The 19,727-nt window shown below is 58.2% G+C and carries 16 protein-coding genes; 8 read left to right on the top strand and 8 right to left on the bottom strand.

What is annotated here, in order from left to right; all coding sequences use genetic code 11:
• Positions 1–244: 244 nt before the first annotated feature.
• From glnE to LRR79_RS00195, 3 genes are all read left to right on the top strand, one after another.
• On the top strand, positions 245–3,148 hold the full coding sequence (gene glnE / locus LRR79_RS00205; protein ID WP_231758434.1) for a bifunctional [glutamate--ammonia ligase]-adenylyl-L-tyrosine phosphorylase/[glutamate--ammonia-ligase] adenylyltransferase: 2,904 nt from the start codon (positions 245–247) through the stop codon (positions 3,146–3,148).
• Positions 3,149–3,324: 176 nt separating this feature from the next.
• Positions 3,325–4,281 carry a branched-chain amino acid transaminase gene (locus LRR79_RS00200; protein WP_231758433.1) on the top strand — a complete coding sequence of 319 codons (957 nt, stop codon included), beginning with the start codon at positions 3,325–3,327 and terminating at the stop codon, positions 4,279–4,281.
• A gap of 180 nt (positions 4,282–4,461) precedes the next feature.
• Positions 4,462–5,379 carry a hypothetical protein gene (locus LRR79_RS00195; RefSeq protein WP_231758432.1) on the top strand — a complete coding sequence of 306 codons (918 nt, stop codon included), beginning with the start codon at positions 4,462–4,464 and terminating at the stop codon, positions 5,377–5,379.
• 64 nt (positions 5,380–5,443) lie between these two features.
• On the opposite strand, the gene LRR79_RS00190 is transcribed toward LRR79_RS00195, so the two are convergent.
• The gene (locus LRR79_RS00190; RefSeq protein WP_231758431.1) at positions 5,444–6,928 is read right to left on the bottom strand and encodes an O-antigen ligase family protein; all 1,485 of its coding nucleotides are present in this window, start codon (positions 6,926–6,928) and stop codon (positions 5,444–5,446) included.
• Here LRR79_RS00190 and LRR79_RS00185 point away from each other — a divergent pair.
• A complete protein-coding gene (locus tag LRR79_RS00185; protein WP_231758430.1) occupies positions 6,921–7,844 on the top strand; it encodes a glycosyltransferase family 2 protein in 924 nt (307 codons plus the stop codon). The two genes, LRR79_RS00190 and LRR79_RS00185, sit on opposite strands and share 8 nt — an antisense overlap.
• A gap of 9 nt (positions 7,845–7,853) precedes the next feature.
• Here LRR79_RS00185 and LRR79_RS00180 read toward each other — a convergent pair whose 3' ends face one another.
• Complete coding sequence (locus tag LRR79_RS00180) at positions 7,854–9,203, bottom strand: UDP-glucose dehydrogenase family protein (protein ID WP_231758429.1); 1,350 nt, start codon at positions 9,201–9,203, stop codon at positions 7,854–7,856.
• A gap of 109 nt (positions 9,204–9,312) precedes the next feature.
• On the bottom strand, positions 9,313–10,338 hold the full coding sequence (locus tag LRR79_RS00175) for a glycosyltransferase family protein (RefSeq protein ID WP_231758428.1): 1,026 nt from the start codon (positions 10,336–10,338) through the stop codon (positions 9,313–9,315).
• Positions 10,339–10,461: 123 nt separating this feature from the next.
• On the opposite strand from LRR79_RS00175, the gene LRR79_RS00170 reads away from it, so the two are divergent.
• Together LRR79_RS00170 and LRR79_RS00165 are read left to right on the top strand one after the other, a co-directional pair.
• Complete coding sequence (locus LRR79_RS00170) at positions 10,462–11,505, top strand: mitochondrial fission ELM1 family protein (protein ID WP_322790451.1); 1,044 nt, start codon at positions 10,462–10,464, stop codon at positions 11,503–11,505.
• Positions 11,502–12,530, top strand: a complete 1,029-nt coding sequence (locus LRR79_RS00165) for a glycosyltransferase family 4 protein (protein WP_231758427.1) — start codon at positions 11,502–11,504, stop codon at positions 12,528–12,530. Before LRR79_RS00170 ends, LRR79_RS00165 begins: the two co-directional genes overlap by 4 nt.
• Positions 12,531–12,570: 40 nt before the next feature.
• Here the strand turns inward: LRR79_RS00165 and LRR79_RS00160 are convergent, their stop codons facing one another.
• Entirely contained in the window at positions 12,571–13,230 is a 660-nt protein-coding gene (locus tag LRR79_RS00160; protein ID WP_231758426.1) for a YrbL family protein, read from the bottom strand.
• Positions 13,227–14,354 (bottom strand): glycosyltransferase family 4 protein, encoded by a 1,128-nt coding sequence (locus LRR79_RS00155; RefSeq protein ID WP_231758425.1) that lies wholly within the window; start codon positions 14,352–14,354, stop codon positions 13,227–13,229. The genes LRR79_RS00160 and LRR79_RS00155 overlap by 4 nt, the downstream gene beginning before the upstream one ends.
• 152 nt (positions 14,355–14,506) lie before the next feature.
• On the opposite strand from LRR79_RS00155, the gene waaA reads away from it, so the two are divergent.
• Positions 14,507–15,874 (top strand): lipid IV(A) 3-deoxy-D-manno-octulosonic acid transferase, encoded by a 1,368-nt coding sequence (gene waaA, locus LRR79_RS00150; RefSeq protein WP_231758424.1) that lies wholly within the window; start codon positions 14,507–14,509, stop codon positions 15,872–15,874.
• Between the two features lie 84 nt (positions 15,875–15,958).
• Here the strand turns inward: waaA and LRR79_RS00145 are convergent, their stop codons facing one another.
• The 3 genes from LRR79_RS00145 to LRR79_RS00135 are packed head-to-tail and all read right to left on the bottom strand — an operon-like array spanning position 15,959 to position 18,503.
• Positions 15,959–16,858 carry a glycosyltransferase gene (locus tag LRR79_RS00145; protein WP_231758423.1) on the bottom strand — a complete coding sequence of 300 codons (900 nt, stop codon included), beginning with the start codon at positions 16,856–16,858 and terminating at the stop codon, positions 15,959–15,961.
• 48 nt (positions 16,859–16,906) lie between these two features.
• Entirely contained in the window at positions 16,907–17,758 is an 852-nt protein-coding gene (locus LRR79_RS00140; protein ID WP_231758422.1) for a glycosyltransferase family 2 protein, read from the bottom strand.
• A gap of 58 nt (positions 17,759–17,816) precedes the next feature.
• The gene (locus tag LRR79_RS00135) at positions 17,817–18,503 is read right to left on the bottom strand and encodes a hypothetical protein (protein WP_231758421.1); all 687 of its coding nucleotides are present in this window, start codon (positions 18,501–18,503) and stop codon (positions 17,817–17,819) included.
• A 226-nt stretch (positions 18,504–18,729) separates the two neighbouring features.
• Here LRR79_RS00135 and LRR79_RS00130 point away from each other — a divergent pair, with 226 nt between their 5' ends.
• Positions 18,730–19,629, top strand: a complete 900-nt coding sequence (locus tag LRR79_RS00130) for a glycosyltransferase family 2 protein (RefSeq protein WP_231758420.1) — start codon at positions 18,730–18,732, stop codon at positions 19,627–19,629.
• Positions 19,630–19,727 lie beyond the last annotated feature (98 nt).

Here is a 19,727-nt window from a genome sequence, read left to right as displayed (position 1 = left end):
GTAATGTGTTGTGTAATCCATCGAGATAGTCATGCTCGTAAAACGGGCCGGCCCGTAATAAAAACAAGGTTCAAACGAAAGATCGCTGAGATATCGCTGTCGTTGATTGTGGTTAAGCGTGAGTTAGATAGGGGCGGGTGGTAAAAGTTCAAGAGCGGGGAAGTGTGCCAGAGAGGAATCCTGTGACTGTCGGTGTACACTTTGCCTATTGCATTGGCGGTACTGGCTTTAGAGGGAGTTGACCATGTCTCTGACGGATTTCTGTCCACCACAACATCAGGCGCTGCTTACCCAGCGGTGGGAGGATTGGTGCGCCGCTGCCGGGGCGGAGAAAGTGGCAGAGAAAGTGGCGGACAGAGTGGCAGAGGTGGAGGTGCTGCTGGACGAGCATAAGAGTCGGGCGTTGGCCCGGGTTTTTGCGGGGTCGGATTTCTTTGTGCAGCAGTGTACTCGGCATACCGAGTGGCTGGCACACTTTCTGCGCGATGAGGACTGCGGGCTGGTGGCGCCGGATCTGGCGGAGATCGACACCGAGGAACAGTTGGAGAAGGCGCTGCGCGATCTGCGCAACCGGGTGAATGCCGAGGTGATCTATCGGGACTTTGCCGGTCAGTGGGATATACCCACGGCCTGCGCGCGGCTTACCGAGCTTGCAGAAGTGTGTATTCAGGCGGCGCTCGACTGGCATCGGGAGAAGATGGTGGCGCGCCATGGGGAGCCCCGCAGCCGCGATGGGGTTATTCAGCCCATGGTGGTGCTGGGCATGGGCAAGCTGGGGGCGCGGGAGCTGAATCTGTCTTCCGATATCGATCTGATTTTTGCCTATCCGGAACCCGGGCAGAGTGACGGAGAGAAGCCGTTGGAAAACCAGGCCTGGTTCCAGCGGCTGGGGCAGCGTCTGATCAAATCCCTCGACGCCGTGACCGCCGATGGTTTCGTGTTCCGAGTGGATATGCGTCTGCGCCCCTATGGTGACAGCGGCCCGCTGGTGAGTCATTACGCGGCGCTGGAGGATTACTACCAGACCCAGGGGCGCGAATGGGAGCGCTACGCCATGATCAAGGCGCGCCCGGTGGCCATGAGTGGCGGTGATGGCGAGGGAGCGGCCGAGGCGGCGGAGGAGCTGGTGGAGCTGCTGCGACCCTTTACCTATCGCCGTTATATCGATTTCAGTGTGATTGATGCGCTGCGGGAAATGAAAACCCTGATCCAGCGCCAGGTGCGCGCCCGCGGCCTGATCGACAATATCAAGCTGGGCCGCGGCGGTATCCGCGAGGTGGAATTTATCGCCCAGGCATTTCAGCTGATCCGTGGCGGGCGCGAGCCGGATTTGCGGGTTCGCAATATATTGAAAGTTCTGCCGCTGCTGGAGGAGGGCGGCCATCTGCCAGCGGGCGCCGCGGCGGAATTGCGTGAGGCCTATTTGTTGTTGCGCCGGGTGGAGCACGGTCTGCAGGCGGAGAAGGATCACCAGACCCAGACGCTACCGCCGGAGATCGAGCGCCGTGAGCAGCTGGCGTTTGCACTCGGTTACGACAACTGGGCAACGTTGGAGGATGCACTGGTGCAGGCCCGCGCGGCCATTGAGCGCGAGTTCGACGAGGTGATCGCGCCGCCGGAGGAGAGCAGTGAGATCACCGATTCGGACCAGTGGGAATTCCTCTGGGCCGGATGTGAACGCGCCGAGGATCGCGACAACTGGCTGGAGCAGCTGCACAATGCCGGCTTCCAGCCCGCGGCCAAAGCCCTGGAAGCGCTTGCCAGCCTGCACGGCGATCGCATCGTCGCCGCACTGCCCGCTACCGGCCGCCAGCGCCTGGACCAGACCATGCCGCTGTTACTGGCGGCAGCCTCCGAGGTGAGTGAGTCCCTCGATCCTCTGCTGGCGCTGGAGCGGGTGTTGCCCCTGTTGCGCTCGATCCTGCGCCGCAGTGCCTATCTGGTGCTGATCAACGAAAACCCGCCGGTACTCGCCCAGTTGCTGCGTCTGTGCAGCGCCTCTCCCTGGATTGCCGATCTGCTCGCGCGCCACCCGATCCTGCTGGACGAAATGCTCGACCAGCGCCGCCTGCTGCAACCGTCCACCGCGGAAGATATCGCCGATGACCTGCGCCAGCATATGCTGCGGGTAGATGAGGATGACCTGGAAGCGCAGATGGAGGCGCTGCGCCATTTCAAACAGGGGCAGAGCCTGCGTATTGCCGCCCAGGAAGTCACCGGTGCACTGCCGCTGATGAAAGTGAGCGACTCCCTGACCTGGCTGGCGGAAGCCATTCTGCAGCAGTCCTTGACCCTCGCCTGGCAACAGGTGGTGGAAAAGCATGGCATGCCAAAAGACGCCAGTGCCGAGGATATGCGCTTTTCCATCGTTGCCTACGGCAAGCTGGGCGGGCTGGAGCTGGGCCACGGGTCCGACCTGGATATCGTGTTTGTGCACGACGCCGACAGCAGCGGTTATACCAGTGGCGAGCGCGCCCTGGATGCGCAGAGTTTTTACACCCGCCTCGCCCAGCGCCTGATCCATATCCTGCAGACCCGCACCCTGAGTGGTCCCCTGTACGAGGTGGATACGCGCCTGCGCCCGTCGGGCAATTCCGGCCTGCTGGTGACGTCACTGTCTGCGTTTGAAAAGTATCAGCGGGAGAGCGCCTGGACCTGGGAGCACCAGGCACTGGTGCGCACGCGGCCTGTTGCTGGCAGCGCGCGCCTCGGATTGGCGTTCGAAAATCTGCGTAGCAAGCTTCTGTGCGCGGCGCGGGACGAACAGAAATTGCGTAAAGAGGTGGTGGAAATGCGCAATAAGATGCGTGCACACCTCGATAAGAGCAATGATCGACAATTCGATCTCAAGCGCGGCACAGGCGGTATTGTCGATATTGAATTTATGGTTCAATATGCTGCATTGGCCTGGGCGCAGGGCGCCCCTTCGATTGTGCGATACACCGACAATATCCGCATTCTCGAAAGTCTCTCCGAGGCGGGCCTGATGCCGGCCCACCAAGCCGCGCATTTGATCGACGCCTACAAAGCCTACCGATCAGAAGGTCATCGCCTGGCATTACAACAGCTGCCGGGGGTTGTATCCGGTGACCAATTCGAAGCGGAAAGAAAGACCGTTGAAACAACTTGGCAGCAGATGCTCGGGTAAGTCGTGACTTTCCCTGTGCCTGAATCGCTGCCCGCTTAAACTGTTTTTCACCTGGCTCTGTGCTGTAGGAGCCAGCCTGCTGGCGAACTGATTCGATCATCCCTTCTCAGGGCTCGACACCTCCCCCAGGCCTGAACTCCTACAGAGTGCGTAATAGAATTTTGTAGGAGATCCCCATGTCTTTTGCCGATCGAGACGGCGTTATCTGGTTTGACGGTGAACTGGTTCCCTGGCGCGATGCCCGGGTACATGTACTCACTCACACCCTGCACTATGGAATGGGCGTATTTGAAGGCGTGCGTGCCTACGAAACCGCCGATGGCGGCACCAGCATCTTTCGCCTGAGCGAACACACTCGTCGTCTGTTCCGTTCCGCCAAGATCATGAATATGCCCATGCCGTATGACGAAGAGCAGCTCAACGAAGCCCAGCGTCTGGTGGTGCGGGAAAATGGCCTCAAGGAAGCCTACCTGCGCCCGATGGTATTTTACGGGTCGGAAGGTATGGGCCTGCGTGCCGACGCCCTGCAGACCCACGTGATCGTCGCCGCCTGGGAGTGGCCGAGCTACATGACCCCGGAAGCCCGTGAACTGGGTATCAAGGTGAATACCTCGTCCTATACCCGCCACCACGTGAACATTGCCATGTGTAAGGCGAAGGCCAATGGCAACTACATCAACTCCATGCTGGCGCTACAGGAGGCCATCCGCAACGGCTGCGAAGAAGCCCTGCTGCTGGACCCGGAAGGCTATGTAGCGGAAGGCAGTGGCGAAAACTTCTTCCTGGTGAGCGACGGCGTGATCTACACCCCGGAACTGACCTCCTGTCTTGACGGCATCACCCGCGCGTCGGTGATCCAGCTGGCCGAGGAGTGCGGTTATAAGGTGAAAGAAAAACGCATCACTCGCGACGAGGTTTACATCGCCGACGAGGCCTTCTTTACCGGTACCGCGGCGGAAGTGCTGCCGATCCGTATGCTGGATGGTCGCGTCATCGGTTCTGGCCGTCGCGGCCCCATCACCAAACGTCTGCAGCAGATGTACTTCGACGCGGTACAGGGGAAAAGTCAGGCGCATATGGGCTGGCTCAGTGATGTCCAGGACACCTGTGAGCCGGTGGCCGCATCTGCCTGATTCACTGAAACGCCGGCAACGGACCCAGGGCGGGTACTCTACTGAGGGTATCCGCCCTTTTTTGTGCGCTGTGCAGATGTAAGCCGTTTCATGGAGTCGTCTTCGTTTTGCCCATAGAATGGTGCTGAACTGGAATCGAACAGGACGGCAGGCTGACATTGCCTGGCCGGGGCAGAACGGATGTTTTCTAATTTACTGAAGGGCCGACTTCGCAAGCACGACCAACTCAACAACCGCAAACTGGAGTCCATACTTCGGGTGCAGCTATTACAGCAGCAGATTCTGGGTTGTACCGAGAAGGGCGTGGGTAATGACAAGGCGCACAACATCGTTGTGTCCCTGACCTCGTTTGATCGCCGCATCCACAATGTGGCGTATGCGGTGGAAAGTGTGTTTCAGCAGTGGCTGAAAGCGGATGTGGTGGTGCTGTGGCTGTCCCGGGAGCAGTTTCCCGACGGGCAATTACCGGAAAGCCTTGTTCGCCAGCAAAAGCGCGGGCTGCAGATTTTCTATATCGAAGACCTGGGGCCTTACACCAAGTATTTCTACGCATTTGAACAATACCCGGACAGTCTGATCATTACCGTCGATGACGATACTCTCTATCCACCGGATATGATCGACCAGCTGTACCGCGCGTGGTTGCGCAATCCCACCTGGATTCACTGTCACCGCGCGCATCGCATGCAGCTGGATAAACACGGCAAACTGAAACCCTACAGCGACTGGTGTGCCGACTGGCGCTGGCGGGATTGCGATGGCGAGTCCTCGCCACTGGTATTTCCGACGGGTGTCGGTGGTGTGCTGTACTTCCCAGGCTCCCTGCACCCGGACGCCTTTGCCAAGGAAAAATTCCTCAAGCTGTGTCCTGGTGCGGACGACGTGTGGCTGAAGGCCATGAGCCTGCTTCAGGGGACGCCCTGTGCAAGACTGGCTGATCCCAGAGATTGGTCCGCGCGTTTTTTGACCGTGGCCGGCTCTCAAGAGGTGGCGCTGCAACAGGAGAACTGGCGTGCCGAGGGGGGGAATGACTGCAAAATTCGTGCGGTGTTTGAGAAATACGACTTGTACGGCTTGCTGGGTGGCACTGCTCGGTAGTCTCGGGCAGAGCGTGAAGCTGGGAAAGCCTCCGAATATGGAGGCCTTCCTGTACAGCGAGTGGTTACTTATGGGGGCTGCGCAATTGGCTCAGTACCAATAGAACGGCGAGGGGAATCCAGTAGAAAAACCACATGTAGTTTGGTTTGGTAAGGGGTTGCTGAGCATAGACAAGCATGGCCAGAACGCCAAAACCGAACCATCCGATGTAAACCGCCTTTAGCCAGTCGATGTCCCGATAATTTCTCAGAACAACCAGTCCCACCGACGCCAATTGCCATAGGAAAGCGGCCAATCCGAGTAGTCCACAAAAGCGGGCAATGTCTACCAGATAATTATGCGGGTGCGGCAATGTGGTGTGGAGGTCCAGGAATACCTTGTGAGATAGGCCGTTGCCGATCCAGGGTGACTGGGTAAAGCCTTCCAGTGCCTTACTCCAAAGCTCAATACGGATCGAATAAGCGTTACTTCTTTGTAGAAGTGGAAGGTCGCCAAAGGCCAGCTGGTAACCCAGCGGCACGGCGGCGATGATGATCAGAACAAGCAGCCCCTTGGTAGCCTTGCTACCCAGAGTGCAGACCGCGAGTAATAGGGACACCGTGGCCATGACGATGGGGATTTTGGTTTGGGAAAAGAAAATGTATGTGCAGCTGGCGAGCAGCGCCGTGGCTGAAATCAGTCGCCATCTACGGGATTCAAGCATGAGACCGTAGCAGCAAAAAAGCGCGTGGAACCCGTAGAGCATCCCTGTCTTGTCAATGTCGCCCTCAAGAGAGATACCGCCGATTCGCCGTAAATTGCTGAAACCTCCATCTTGTCCGTACATGAACAGAGAGGCGGTGGCGGAAATCAGGCCTGCGGGGATCAGCCATAACAGCCATCGCTCTAGTACGGCCTCGCCTTTCTGCTCCAGTACAAAGTAGAGGCAGCAATAAAAAAGAGCCAGATAGGCAACCAGTTTAAAGTAGTATCCCGGTTCACGGAAAACATCCGCCTGCGTGTTATCTGCCCGGAGTGTCGACACAGCCAATAGCAGTGGTGGCAGCAGAAAAGTGACGAATTGCCAGGCGTAGAGGAACTGGAAGTTGCGTCGCCAGCACAACAGCAGCAGTGTTGTGGGCAGCAGCGTTAGATAGAACGCCGTCTGCACCCGGGCAATCTTGGGGGCGAAGTAATATGCACAGAGAATCAGGATCAGGGCCGCGCTGGCAACTTTGATGAGTGATAGCAGCCAGCGGGAATTTTCTTGCCGGAACACCATGTGCGTCGGGTTTGTGGGGGCTGAAGGGGCACTGCTAGTTCCGGACATCTGGTCACCGATCGAGGTGGAAGTTACTGGCAGAGCCTCGGCCCGGCCATTATCTAAAAGGGTCGAAATTATACTGCCCCGGGGAAGGGCTTCAATACTGCCTTTGGGACCTATTGTTAGTTTTCCGAAAGGTAGTCTCCCACGGGTGTGATGTGAGTTGGACTTCCTCCTGGGCGGCGGGTAGGCTCCGGGTAAGATTTGTGAGGTTTGGCCGCCTGGCCGGGAGTTTTCGTTGTCCAATCCAGTACTCGATATCGCCATTTGTACCTATCGGCGGCCACGGCAACTTGAGCATTTGCTCAGCAGTCTGGCACAAGTGGAGCTTCCCGAAGCACTGGACGTACAGGTTTCCATTGTCGATAACGACCCAGAGGGCAGTGCCGAAACTCTGATCTCCTGTCTGACCGAAAGTTTCCCGATGAGTCTGCGGTATTGTCGCGAGACCCGGCGAGGAATTCCGTGTGCTCGCAACCGTGCCATCGAGGAGGCGCATCAGCACGAAGCCGCTTATCTAGTGTTTATTGATGATGATGAGTGGGTGGAGGGGGATTGGCTGGTCAACCTTGTCCGCTGTGCCAGTGAATTTGGCGACAAGTGTGTTGTCAGCGGCCGGGTGCGTGCTCAGGTGCCGGACGGTACATCCGCGGTAATGGCTGAATTTTATGAGCGCAATTGTTATTCCACGGGAACCCGGCGGCAGTATTGCGCTACGAACAATGTACTAATCCCGATAGCGGTTACTCGGGATCTGGGGTTGCGTTTTGATGAGTCCCGCCCGTTCGCAGGTGGTGAGGATACCCTTTTCTTTACCGAGGCAGTAAAGCGGGGCGTTGAGATAGTATTTTGTGCTGAAGCGGTGGTTTACGAGGTGATCCCAGCGGAGCGGGTAAGTATCCGCTGGCAGTCGCGCCGGAAGTATTCGGCAGGTACTATTCAGGCTGTACAGAAAATGTCCTGCGGCCGCGGCCGCCTGCGTACCCTTCTTTCCGGCGCTTTCCAGCTACTGGCGGCACTTGCCAAAATCCCTCTGTTCCGGCTGGGGGGGCGCCGTGATGACGCCTACCGCAGCTGGCTGAAGGTTTGTCGCTCTGCTGGCATTGTGGCCGGGTCACTGGGGACCCGGTCGGATTTCTACCGCCCTGACAGCGGAATATAGACATGCCATTTACTGGTTTGCACCGCTATTCATTTCTGGCCTGCCCACGCAATGGTACTCAATTCCCGACTCTGCCACCTGAAGTGGGTCGTACAGGTTGCGGCCGTCAAATATTACCGGGGTGTTCAGGCCCGAAGTCACCGCAGCGACGTCAATCGCTTTAAACTGTTGCCACTCCGTTGCGATGATCAGTGCTTCGGCATTGGTAAGCGCGCTTTCTTTGGTTCCACATAGTTGCAGATCCGGACGGGCACCATAGATCCGCTGACATTCCTCCATCGCTTCCGGGTCGAAGGCCTGAACACGGGCACCGCGTCGCCATAGCTCTTCCATCAACACTCGTGCAGGGGCTTCGCGCATGTCGTCGGTATTAGGCTTGAATGCGAGTCCCCACAGGGCAAAGGTTTTGCCGGCGAGGTCGTCGCCATAGCGCTGTACGACCTTGTCCAGCAAGTAGTGTTTCTGGCTGTGATTGCGCTCTTCGACCGCGTTCAGAACCTTGGGCTCGATGCCTAGCTGCGTGGCAGTCGTCTTGAGGGCCTGAACGTCCTTTGGAAAACAGGAGCCCCCATAGCCGATTCCCGGATAGATGAAATGGTAGCCGATGCGCGGGTCGGAACCGATACCCTGACGCACCGCTTCAATGTCCGCGCCGACTTTATCGGCAATCACCGCCATTTCATTCATAAAACTGATCTTGGTGGCGAGCATGCAGTTGGCCGCATACTTGGCCAGTTCTGCACTGCGCACATCCATCACAATCACCTTATCGTGGTTGCGATTGAAGGGGGCGTAAAGCTGACGCATTTTCTGCTCGGAGGCATTCTCGGAGGTGCCAATGATAATGCGGTCGGGCTTCATACAATCCGCGACTGCAGATCCCTCCTTGAGGAATTCCGGGTTCGAGATAACATCGAACTCGAGATTCAGGGCGTTGCGCTCTCGTAGCGTGCGGGTTACTTCTTCGCGCACCTTGTCCGCTGTACCTACTGGTACCGTGGATTTGTTGATGATGTACTTCTTGCCTTCCATATGTTCAGCAATAGTCCGGGCGACGGTAAGTACATAGCGCAAATCCGCGGAGCCGTCTTCGTCCGGTGGGGTGCCAACCGCGATAAAGATCAGGTCACCATGAGCCACGCCCTCCGCCGCACTGGTGGAAAAGATAAGGTTGCCTGATTCATGGTTACGTTTGACCAGCGGGGCTAGACCCGGTTCGAAAATGGGGATCTGACCCTGTTTCAGTCCATCAATCTTCTCTTGGTCAATATCGATACAGGCCACCCTATGGCCTGCTTCTGCCAGCACGGCCGCCTGTACCAGGCCCACGTAGCCCGTACCAAAAACGGTTACGTTCATATTTCTGTCTCCAGTTCCGAGGATGCTTGGCTATGCAGGGGAAGCGAATACACAGCGGCAAACAATTAAGTTGTAGCGGTAAAGAATATTACAAAGCTGCTTTGCAGGTTTACTGAACCCAAACGTAATCGTGGCTAAACTGGGTTTCCGTCGCTGCTTCGACAATGTACTGAGCATACAGGGTGTTGTTGATTTCCCGGTGGAAGAACTCTCTGCACCTGCCCGCCCAATGGCGACGCATGGCGTCGTCGTGGTGAAATTTGCGTATTGAATTCAGCAAAGTCCCCTCATCGTCAAAGTAGGCCAGAGTCTCACTCGGCATAAAGTCATCAAATGCGGCGGCCTCGTGTGTGAAAATCAACAGGCCATTTCCGGCCATCTGGGCAATACGCGCAGAAGAGTACCACTGATAGCCTTCCTGCCGGTTGAGATTTAATCCCATCTTACTGGCTGCGAGTTTTCGCTCGTAATCTCGACCCCAAAGGGTCGGTTGATCGAACATGCCGGGGGTATGGAAGCGAAAGTTGGTGGGTAGGGCCGCCTTCACTTTGGAGATCAGCTTGCCGCGTTCGGTGTAGCTTTCGGATTTACTGCAAAAAAGCAGGTCTGTATGCAGGGCGGGATCAGTGCCTACGAGATTGCTGGCGTCGGCTGTTTCTTCGCTAGGGTCAACGGGGTTCGGCATATGCCACAGCTTTGCCCGGTTACCGGTAAATGAGGCGAGTTCTCTGGGACCCGTGGACACAAACATGGCATCGGCGATTATGCAGCGTGACTTTATGTTGGCGGCGTTACGGGGCACGAACAGCGGGTCGTTATTGCACCCTGCGAGTATGACATCCGGATGCCTGCGTCGTATTTCAGAAAAAGTCGCGTTGTCGATCAGGTCGCAGTGGCCGAAGATGATCAGCTCCGGTTGGAATGCATCCACCGTCTGCAGTAGGCGTTTATTGGTTTTCTTTCTGCCAAGGTCGCGGATGCCCAGCGGCGCTTCAAATTTGGCGACGTCGCGGTCACTGAAAGCGAGCACATTGTGCCCCGCACGGATCAGGCCGGTGTACAGTTTCCGGGCCCAGCTGACCCGCAAATGGCCGTACTTGCGGTACTGATGGTGGTCGATATGGAGAATGCGCATAGGGAAAGCTTAACCGGGCAAGGCAGCAGGCCAGGCCGGTTTTTCGGCCCGGACGGATAGTTGGGCAGCATTATACTGCTGTGAAAGCGGCATTCAATTGGTGCGGGCAGATTGTCACCATGGGTGGAGAGGCCCGGAAAACTGTATTTTCACCTCTCCCCTAGGGTAGCATTCCGGACAGATTGTTACCTGCCCACTCACTGGCTGCCGGTGCCCCCGCTCCTGGCAGAGAGCTCCTATGAGGTTGATCTATTGCTTACTATCTGGCGATTTCTCGACGGAAATCGGGCGCACGAGAAACAAAGTGCCGCACTCCTTCAAGGCCTTATTGAATTACTCGGCAACGGTAGTGTGCAGTCCTGCGATATAGATTGTGGTAAGGCATCTTTTTGGCTGCCTGGAGCTCTGCAGCGGGCGCTGGACGCGGCGGGCGCTATGGACATCGGATCGCCCGACTTCCTGATCGGGGCCGGTCACCAATCTCATTTGCCCATGCTCGCTGCACGGCGGAGGTTTGGTGGGCGCTGTGTAGTGCTGATGAAGCCCAGCCTACCGGTCAGCCTGTTTGATTTTGCAGTGACTCCCGAGCACGATCGCCCCCCGCCTCTGCCCAACGTCCTGACGACACTGGGTGCCTTGACCGGGCCTTTGCCGGAGGCTTCGGTACAATCCAATACCGGGCTTATTCTTCTGGGGGGGCCGAGCCGGCACTTCGCCTGGGATTGTGCTGCGCTGGAGCGCGATATCAAGCAGCTTGCGTCGGGTTCCGTTCGCTGGACTATTGCTGATAGTCGCCGTTCGCCAGAGTCCACATTGTTGCGCTTGGCGCAGCCCGGGTTCACTGTGGCCCCCTGGAGCGACTGTGCGTCGGGCTGGCTTGAACGGCAGTTGGCATCTGTGGGGCAAGTGTGGGTCACGCGGGACAGTATCTCCATGGTATTTGAGGCGCTACAGAGTCGCGCGCAAGTAGGAATACTCGACCTGCCCTCCCGTTACCGTAAAAACAAAGTCTATTCGTCGGTACAGCGCCTTGTGGACCTCGGTCTGGTGACTACCAGTCTCGATGATGCTTTTACGGCCGACGCCACTGGCCGGGCGCCTCTCAACCAATACCTACAGATAGCGAGCGCGTTACTTCGTCGCTGCAACCTGGATTTTTCTCGATGACTGAACAACCTCCACATACCGTCTGCCACCTGTTTATGAGTAGTGAGTTTGGTGGCCTGGAGAAGCACGTGATGGAGCTGGCTGCCTGGCAGGCGGAATACCAGGGCGTGAGGGTCGCGATCATCGCTCACCCTCGATACCAGAGTCAGTGCCCCGGAGGGGTGCAGTTTATTCCACTGGATACGGACCGGAGCCGGCGGCATCCAATGTTATTGGTTGGTCTGGCGGGCGTATGTCGTCGGCGTGAATTTGATGTGCTACACGGTCACGGAGGAAAGGCCGCCAGTGTTATGGCTATGTTGCGGCGGTGGATTCCCGGTCGAATGGTGATTACCCGGCACAATATCGCACACCCCAAGGATCGTATTGCAACGTATTTTTCTCGCCGTATAGCTGTAAGTCGAAAAGCTGTGGCCAATTCTGGGCTGGAGTGGAACGTAATTCCCAACGGTACCCATACGCCGGATGCTCGCTTGGCGCGGCCGAAGGAATGTGAGCCCGGAGTAAGAGTGGTACTGGCCGTGGCTCGGCTGGTGCCGGCAAAAGGGTTGGATGTGCTATTGCGCGCGTGGTCTCAGCTGCAGCCTGAAAATGCCAGGCTGTATCTGGTTGGGGATGGTCCTGACCGGCAGAAGCTTGAGCCCCTTGCGCAGGACTTGGAGCTCGCGGATAGTGTCCGATTTGTGGGGTACTCGAGTGAAGTTGATGCTTGGATGCAGGCCGCGGAGTTTATGGTAGTGTCGTCTCGTAAAGAAGGTGCCCCCTATACCGTGGTAGAGGCGCTGTTGAACCGGTGCCCCGTGGTGTCCACAGATGTTGGCAGTAATCGGGAGATGCTCCCCCAAGCTTATATTGCCGAGGACGTTTCGGTCGATTCCATCGCCGCACTGCTGGATCAGTCTTTGAGTGACCCTGAAGCGCTGCAGCAAGCGTACGCGCCGGTATTTCAGTATGCCCAAGCTCAGCTGACAGTGAGTGCGATGGCTCGGGCTACCTGGTCTGTGTATCAGGCTTCGGCGGAGTGAATTGCTTTCTACCTATTTAAGAGCACCGTTCAGTCCACGGTTATAACCTTTCCGCCGTCTTCCAGGGGATGTTGCGATCTGACAGTTCCCAGTGGATGCGTTTCCACATCCGTTCGATGCGCCGGCTGATATAGCGCCGGCGGGATATCTCAAAGTGCTCTGACAGCGGGAGTGCGGCGGCGCTCCCGAGTCCATCTATCAAATAGAGAGTCGGATTCCCGGACTTCTTAGTCACGACAAGGTTGTGTGGCAGCAGGTTTTTTGTCAGTACGCCTGTCGCCCTTAACCAGCTCTCAAACTGTTGCAGCGCATTTTTGATTTCTGCATCAAGGCCGTTCGTCTGCAGGTAATACTCTAGTGTCGGTGACGGATCACCCTGCTCGTCTACAAACAGTTCTGATACAGAGCCGGGCCCCAGTGATGTTTCCTGGATACCATAATAGCGTGGAAGGTGCTGCCACACTGGGCTTTCCGGACCTGCGTGCTTCAGTGCACGCTGGCGGTATCCCGCCTGCTCGCGGGCGTTGTCATCGAAGTGGCTGTCACGAACCAGTGATTTGTACCAGGGCGCACGAGCGCGAAGCTCAGCCAGCCGCCCTGGTAGCATGACTTTGACACAGCGATCGGGAAAGTCCGGATGACGGAAGCAGTTGCGATTGCCTCCCTTGGCGAAAGGTTTGCTGTTACTGAGATCAATCAATGGTCGGTATTTCCTCGTCCCTTCTGTGAGAGTAGCTGTTGATAGAGTGCGATCGTTTTCTGCGCCTGTGTTTGCAGGGTAAATGCCGGATCGAGTGTCGGTGCCGGGGCTGCCTTCAGCAGCTGCCGTGTGCGGATGAGTAGCTGGTCGCGCTTGCCTTGTTCCACCAACCCTTGTGGATAGCAGGTGCGCAAAGACTCGGCGGGCCCGCCAATATCGTAGCCGATGACCGGTGTCCCCATCGCGACGGCTTCGATGACCGTGCGCCCGAACGGCTCGGGCTTCTGCGATAGGTTGTACACCAGGGTGGCATGGCGATACCACTCTCGCATATCACTGCGGTGGCCGGTAAAGGTGATGCGGTCTGAAATGCCGGCCTGGTCGGCCTGCGCTTTCAGCTCTTCGGCAAAATGCTGTTTGTTCTTTTCCGCTGCGCCGACAATGACTCCTTGCAGATCACTGTGATCGCGGACCAGCTGCGCCACCATGTCGATAAAATCCTGTTGACCTTTCCAGCGTGTCAGACGTCCGGGCAATAGCAACCAGCGGCGGTCGCGCAGCTCCGGAAAGGTACCGAGTGTCCTGGCGAGCCAGCCAGCTGGGGTAGGGATGTCCGGTGAAAATTCACTGGTGTCCACGCCCCGGTAAATGACCTGTGGCTCGGCTTGCAATGCGTTCGGGTAATTATCCTGAAGATAGGTTTTTACGCAGTCGGAAATGGCGATAACCTGTTCCGCGCGCGCCATGATCGCGCTGTAGCGATTGGTGGAATAAAGACCATGGGCGGTGCTTACCAGGCGCGGGCGACTTTCCTCCGGCAGCTTTTTCCAGGCCAGGTAAGTGAGCCAGGCCGGCATGCGTGACCGCACGTGCAGTATGTCGGCCTGCAGCTCGCGCAGCACCGCGCGCAGTGGTCGCACCTGGCGCAGACTGAGCAGGGATTTTCTGTGAATCGGTAGAGTGATATGCCGGCTGCCCGTGCGTTCCAGTTGTTCTACCAGGCGGCCGCCGCTGGAGATCACAATGGATTCGTGCCCCGCGCGCACCAGCTCCCGAGCGTGATCCAGTGTGCCCCGCTCGACGCCGCCGGAATTGAGTGCGGGTAATAGCTGGACGACTTTCAATATTGACTCCATGGTCTGGGAAGTGGCGAAGGAGGGGCAGCCCCGTTTCAGGTTGCACCAGCATGGCGCGAGTTTGGGGTAGAATAGTGCCCTGAAAAGAATCCAAATGCACATCCAAAGGCGCTGCGTCGCCAAACTTCGATATAGACTTGATGCGTTTTCTGTACACCTGGTTTTTCCGCCTCGCCCTGCCTCTGATGCTGCTGCACCTGTGGTGGCGCGGGCGTGCGGATCCCGCTTATCGCAAGCGCTGGAGCGAACGCTTCGGTCTGGTGCCTTCGCGTCCCGGCGCGCGACGACGCTGGCGGGAGCGCTTCGGGGTTGTACCGGACCGTGCCAGCCGGGCGCCGCTGATCTGGATCCACTCCGTATCCGTCGGTGAGACCCTGGCGGCGATTCCGCTGATTGAGGCATTGGCAGCCCGCCACCACCATTGGCAATGGCTGGTGACCACTACCACACCTACCGGGTCGCAGCGGGTACATGACGCACTGGACCCGATCCTCAATGGTCGGCTGTTGCATTACTACCTGCCGTTTGACCTTCCCGAGTGCCTGTCGCCCTTTCTCGATGCTCTGCGCCCCAACATCCTGGTCAGTATGGAGACCGAGCTCTGGCCGAATCTCCTGTCGCTGTGCGCAAAGCGGGATATGCCTGTAGCGCTGGTAAACGGTCGCTTGAGCGCCAAATCCGCGCGGGGTTACGGGCACTTTGCCAGCCTGAGTCGGGAGATGCTGGGGCACATTACCCGGGTTGTGGCCCAGTACCCCGCGGACGCAGAGCGTTTTATTGCCCTTGGGGTGAGCCCAAAGCGGGTGACTACGGTGGGCAATATCAAGTTTGATCTGGAGATCGGATCGGGGCTTGTGAGTGAAGCCCAGGCCTTATCGCATCAGTGGCGGGAGCCCGGGCGCCGGGACCTGCGCGGTCAGCGTCGCCCGGTGTGGCTGGCTGCGAGCACCCATGCCGGCGAAGACGAGGTCGTGCTGGACGCCTACGAAATACTGCGTGACACCTACCCGGATCTGTTATTGGTGCTGGTGCCCCGCCATCCCACGCGCTTTGACGGTGTGGCGCGCCTGTGCCGTGATTGTGACCTGAACGTGGTGCGCCGTAGTGATGGGGTAAAGCCGGCGGCGTCGGACCAGGTATTGCTGGGGGATTCCATGGGAGAATTATTGCGCTTCTACGGTGCCTGCGATGTGGCATTCGTCGGCGGCAGCCTGGTGCCGGTAGGAGGGCACAATATGATTGAACCCGCTGCCTGGGGGGTACCCGTGGTCTCCGGTCCGCACCTGCATAATTTCAGCATGGTGTCCGACCTGCTGCGGGAGGTAGACGGTCTGAAAGTCGTCGAGAATGCCGCGCAGATGGCCGAACAGGTTGGGGAGTGGCTGGGGAACCCGGATGCGCGTGCCGCCGCCGGCGCGCGCGCGCGGGATGTGGCTGCGCAAAACAGCGGTGCGCTAGAGCGCACGGTAGAGGTGATTGAATTACTGATGCGACGCAGGGGCGCCTGAAGGGAACAGATTTTCGAGGCGGTGAAATAACAATGCCGGATGTGTTGCGCATCCGGCATTTCTTATTAGGAAGGTAACCGCAGCTCAGTGTTTGTCCGTGGCCTGTCGCACGCTGCTGCGGATCTGGGTGTTCAGCTTGCTGCCGGTATAACGCCCCTTGCTGATATGACGGATGCGGTAAACCCCCGGTATTGGAAGCGGGGTACCCTGGGTACCCAGCAGCCAGCGGAAGGCGCGATCTTCGTGCGCTTTACACCAGCGCTCGGCGGGCTTCTGGTAATAATGCAGGCAGTCGCAGTAACCGCCGGCCCGGGCCATATCCCCATGCGCAATCTGCAGCGGGCCGGTGGCGCGGTCCCGGGTCTGTTCCACGAAGCGGGAATCATCAATATAGGCAAGGTGCAGGTTCGCGGGGTCGAAGTTCAACATGGGATCGTCGTCCGCCAACAGCGAGGTAATGCGTTCGCGTTCGGGGAACACCAGTGCGTCCCTGCGGCCCTGCAGCAGTTCGGCGAGCTGGTCGATACAGTTTTCCCGGAACATCAGATCGCAGTCGGTAAACCAGATCCAGTCGGCCTTGGTGGCCAGTGCAGCCTGATTGCGGCCGATGGCGCGGCGGTACAGGGACTCTCTGGGCAGTTCGCACCAGTTCCAGGTGACGCCAGGCACCTGTTGCCTGCCAAAAAAGTCCAGCACCGCCGCGGTGCGCGTGTCTTCGCGGTTGTAGTAGACGGTCATGGTGACCGTGGCCTTGGTCGGTGGGAACAGGGCCAGGGAGCTCAGCTGGTAAATCAGGAAGTGGGAGTACTGCCAGCAATGGCTGACAACCTCGATATCCAGCACACCGGTGCGCGCGGCGCGTTCGCTTTCGGTTGGCAGAGGTTTCTGAAACAGCGAAGGCGGTACCAGACCACTGGCGGCGAGGCGCAGGAAGCGGCTGACGATGGGGTCGGACCAGTGCTTGTTGGTTGTCGGTGCACTCATTGAATTTGCTTCTATTGACGGTGTGTTGGTGTGTTGCGAGGCGGATGACTACTGAGGAACGTAGCCTGACTCGGTCAGCTGGCGGATGCCCTGGGGGGTTTCTATGATGCGCTCTTTGGCCACACGTAGACGGAGTGCCTTATTGCGCGCGACGATTTTCGGATCTGCGTAGCCGCGCGGGTGATCCAGGTGGATACAGATCGCATCGAAGCGCACGTGGCGGGGCTTGATACCGGCGTTTTCCAGGCGCACACCGAACTCGCGGTCGAGACCGCCCCAGGCCATGCGCTCGTCAAACCCGTTGACCTTGAGGCAGTCCTCTTTCCAGACCGAAGCGTTGGAGCCTTTCAGGTTGCAGGCAGTGGGGGTGAGGCGGTTGAGCAGCGGAGCCCAACGGGGCGTGGCGCGCAGCTTGAGGGTTTTGCGGCGGGTGGTCAGCCCGTTTTCGCACAGCCATTTGAAATCAAAGCAGCGCCCGGAAAGTATGTCGTCGCGGGAGATGATTTCACTGGTCTGCATCGGCAGTTTGAAGTAACTGCCGGAAAGGAAATACCCGCGCTCTGCGCGATGCTTGTGTACCGCGAGAAAGTCGGCCCGGGGGATACAGTCGCCGTCGGTAAAGACCAGGTACTCACCGCGCGCGCTGAGGATGGCCTTGTTGAGAATCCGGCATTTGCGGAAGCCGTCATCTTTCTGCCAGATATGGCGGATATCGAGGCCGGTTTCCTGGCGCAGGCGCTCGATCAGCTGCGCGGTTTCAGGTCCAGAGCCGTCGTCGGCGACGATCACCTCGAGTGGCTGTTCAGTCTGGCAGCTGTAGCCCCACAGCACCTTCTCCAGCCACTCGGGAGAATTGTAAGTGGTCATGATGACGGACAGGGTCATGACGGATTGATTCATGGTGTCTCCGCGAAGGATGCCGGTAATTCTGCGCGCGAATTGTACAGGTTTTTATCGCTCAGAGGTGGTACCCGTAGTACCGGGCGGCGGAAGCCAGCCGGCTGCGGGTGTCATCCGGCAGTAGCTCGAGGGTGATATCTTCACGCTTTTGCCCGCGCGTGTTCACGTTCGTGGGGAGTTCAGAAAACACCTGGTCTACGTGATCCGGGTCATGAGGGAACTGGATCCAGGTGAGTATTTCGTTCAGCTTTGACCGGTCGAATTCCTCGATGCGGTAGCGCAGATAGGCTTTGCCCCGCGCCCGTTCTTCGACCAGTGCGTTCCACTCCATCCAGAATCTGGCCAGCCAGTCAGCCTGTTCCGCCAGTGGTAATGCGGCGAAGTGTTTCTTGTTCATGCGTGGAAAGTGCGGCAGGTGACGGCTCCGGAAGCGGCCGTGGACCCAGCCCTTTTTCTGTCGTGAGCGGATAAATTCCAGGGGGTGGCGCAACTGGTGCAACACGTGTGTGTCGTCGGTCATCAGCGGTAACCAAGGAGCGGCCTCCCAGGCGGCCTCGCCCACCGCGGGGGATTGCCAGCACAATTCCCGGACGCCAAGGCGGGCCAGCAGTTCCGTGCCAGGGCCCGGTCTGCTGCCAGTAAAAAAGACTTCGTGATTGCACTGGCAGCCCAGTTCGCTGAGCAGCCTGGCGGTGTAGGTGGTACCGGACCGGCCACAGCCGGTGATGACAAAACGCTTGGTCATAAGGATCTCAGATAGAGTTGGAGCGGCCTGATCCTTGGCAAGATTGCGGACTGCCGTTGTGGTAAAGCGTCCACCGCGAGAGTCTAGTCAGTTTAGGACCGGTGTTGCAGTAACCTGGTTCAAGGTTTGATACGCTTTCTTTTTTTCATCACGTTTGACGGCTTGTTGCAGGCAAGCGCGTGTTCGACCCTCCCGGTAACCAGAGGAAGGGAATATAGGCAGGCATATGCATATCTTTGTGTTTTCATTCAATCGCGGCCGCTATCTGGAAAACTGCGTCCGCTCCATCGAAACCTGCGCGCCCCAGTGCCGCCTCACCATCATCGATGATGGCAGTGATGATCCCGAGACCCGCGAGGTGCTGGCGGCGGTGGCGGAGCGGCATCAGGTGATTGACCGCACCGCAGAGTCCGGGCACAAGCTGGGAGGGCTCTACGCCAATATGCAGGCCGCTTTCGAGATGGCATCTGAGGATGCGTTGATGTGCTTCCTGCAGGACGACACCCAGATGGTCCGCCCGCTCGCGCAAGCCGATATTCAGCAGCTGAAAAACAGTTTTGATACTCAGCCGGATCTCGGCTTTATCTCCCCTGCGTTTGTGCGCGGCATCTCCCTGAAAAAAGCCGCAGACCGGGACTTTCGGTTTGATACGCAGCGCGACTTCTGGTTCTGGTATCCACGCAAGCGTTCTACCGGGACCTGGTTCTCTGCCCTGCTGATTGCGGATGTCGCCCGTCTGCGTAGCGTTGGCTGGCAATTTGAAGTCGGCGAGTCGGTCAACAATCGTCGTGCGGCGAAGATTTTCTGTCGCATGGCGAGAATGCGCGCCCCCTTTGCCATGTGGCTGCCCAACGGCGGCGCTTACCGGGGTAAGCAGAAGTCCCTCGCACTGCGCTTCGGTGAATGGGTCCGCAACTGTGGGTTTTATCCGCTACGGATGATGTCGGAGAAGGAGGTGGATGCTCTCCGACAGTCCGAGCCTCCGCGCCTGCCCGTCGCTGAAGAATTTCTATCTGCGGAGCGCAGCCTGAAAACTCCCTGGGCCTATGACCCCATGCAGGGAGCTGGCTGGCTGAAACTGCTCGACCGCCTGGAGCGGAAGTTGCGCGGGGCGAAAAAAGGCTGATCCGGGGAAAATATTCCCGTTCAAGGGGCATCTGGAGGCAGTGGTACTGGGGCGGTGCCGCCGCAACGGGTAGAATGTGAGAAATTTCTAATTTCAGC

The sequence above is a fragment of the Microbulbifer elongatus genome, from assembly GCF_021165935.1.
Classification (GTDB): domain Bacteria; phylum Pseudomonadota; class Gammaproteobacteria; order Pseudomonadales; family Cellvibrionaceae; genus Microbulbifer; species Microbulbifer elongatus.
This window is presented reverse-complemented; position numbering and strand designations above follow the sequence as displayed.